General features: G+C 73.2%; 2 protein-coding genes. Both read left to right on the top strand.

Features of this window, described 5'->3' with window-relative positions:
* Positions 1–177: 177 nt before the first annotated feature.
* Positions 178–990 carry a helix-turn-helix domain-containing protein gene (locus B9H04_RS17760; RefSeq protein ID WP_049932456.1) on the top strand — a complete coding sequence of 271 codons (813 nt, stop codon included), beginning with the start codon at positions 178–180 and terminating at the stop codon, positions 988–990.
* Between the two features lie 58 nt (positions 991–1,048).
* Positions 1,049–1,474, top strand: a complete 426-nt coding sequence (locus tag B9H04_RS17755) for a cupredoxin domain-containing protein (RefSeq protein WP_049932457.1) — start codon at positions 1,049–1,051, stop codon at positions 1,472–1,474.
* Positions 1,475–1,502 lie beyond the last annotated feature (28 nt).

Raw genomic sequence — 1,502 nt, 5'->3', positions numbered from 1 at the left:
CCACTACGCCCACCGACTGCCCCCGAAGCGACTCGTCGCTCATGTGTGCGATTCGGCCTCGGTCCCCGTCAGTCGACGCCAACTCTCGACGGGGCTTTATTACGCGCTCCAGCGAGCGGCGGCGACGCGTACTCGTTCGGCTCGCTTTTTTTCCGACTTCGACCGTTTGATCGACATATGAGACGGCGGTCGCGGTCGTCTGACTCCGGTCCTGCCGATCGCTTCGGATCCTCCGGCACCGCCGGAGCCGACGGCGCTCCGGACGCGGTCGGGAGCGGAGCGCCGGTCGCCGCGAGCGACGGCGGCGTCGCCGACGCCGAGGCGGCCCGGAGCGGTTCGGACGGGTCGCGGGCGGCCGGCAGACCCGGTACCGCCGGCGTCCGCGTCGAGGTGGTCGTCCGCGACCCGACGCCGGCGCCGGTGGCGGCGGTGCTGCCGCCCGGCGCGGTCGCGGAGGACGTCGACCGCATCCGCGTCGACGACGGGGTGGTCTCGCAGTTCCGCGCCGACCGCGCCGTCGACGCCGAGCTCGTCTTCGACGGCGGCGACGAGTTCGTCTACCGCTGCCGGAGCAGGGCGCCGGGGCAGTTCCCCGCCGACGCGGTCGAGTCGCTCGGCTACCCGGTCTCGTCGGTGACGGTCCGGACGGCGCCCGACCGCGTCCGGCTCGGGCTGTCGCTGCCCGCGGCCGACCCGCTGGGCGACGTGATCGACGCGCTGGAGGCGACCGGCGAGTCCGCGCGGCTCGAACGGCTCACCAGCTCCGGCGGGGCCGACAGTCGATCGGACCCTGTCGTCGTCGACCGGGGGCGGCTCACGGACCGGCAGCGGGAGGTGGTCCGTACCGCTCAGCGCCTCGGCTACTTCGAACACCCCCGCGAGGCGAGCGCGACGGAGGTGGCCGACGCCATCGGCATCGCCCGCGCCACGTTCTCGGAACACCTCGCGGCCGCGCAGCGCCGCGTCTTCGAGGACCTCGTCGGCGGGTAGGTTCCCGCGCGCCGAGGGCGACCGCGGTATTGAAACCGTTCTGGCCCCGAGGAGAGGTATGTACCGGAGACGGTTCCTTCGACGGGCCGGTGCCGTCGGGAGCGCGGCGACGGCGGTCGGCCTCGCCGGATGCGCGGGCGTCGGCGGCGAACCCGACTTCGACGTGGGGATGCTCGCCGCCGCGTATCAGCCCCGAGAGATCACGGTCTCGGTCGGCGACACCGTCGTCTGGGAGAACACGAGCGCGCGGTCGCACACCGTCACCGCGACCGAGGGCGGACTGCCTGACGGCGCGGAGTTCTTCGCCTCCGGCGGCTTCGACGACTTCGAGACCGCCAAGGCGGCGTGGCAGTCCGACTTCGGCGGCATCCTGAAGAACGGCGACCGCTTCGAACACACCTTCACGGTCCCCGGCGCCCACGAGTACGTCTGTATCCCGCACCGCGAGGGCGGCATGTACGGGACCGTCGTCGTCGAGGAGTGAGCCGTGAGCCCGCCCGCCCCCCGCCGAA

It is taken from the genome of Halorubrum ezzemoulense DSM 17463, assembly GCF_002114285.1.
GTDB classification, from domain to species: domain Archaea; phylum Halobacteriota; class Halobacteria; order Halobacteriales; family Haloferacaceae; genus Halorubrum; species Halorubrum ezzemoulense.
Note: the sequence above shows the minus strand (reverse complement) of the source record. Positions and strands in the feature narration are given on the sequence as shown.

Bases quoted from the DNA above. Each gene is read 5' to 3' on its own strand.
- B9H04_RS17760 (WP_049932456.1), top strand. From the start codon at position 178: ATGAGACGGCGGTCGCGGTCGTCTGACTCCGGTCCTGCCGATCGCTTC.
- B9H04_RS17755 (WP_049932457.1), top strand. From the start codon at position 1,049: ATGTACCGGAGACGGTTCCTTCGACGGGCCGGTGCCGTCGGGAGCGCG.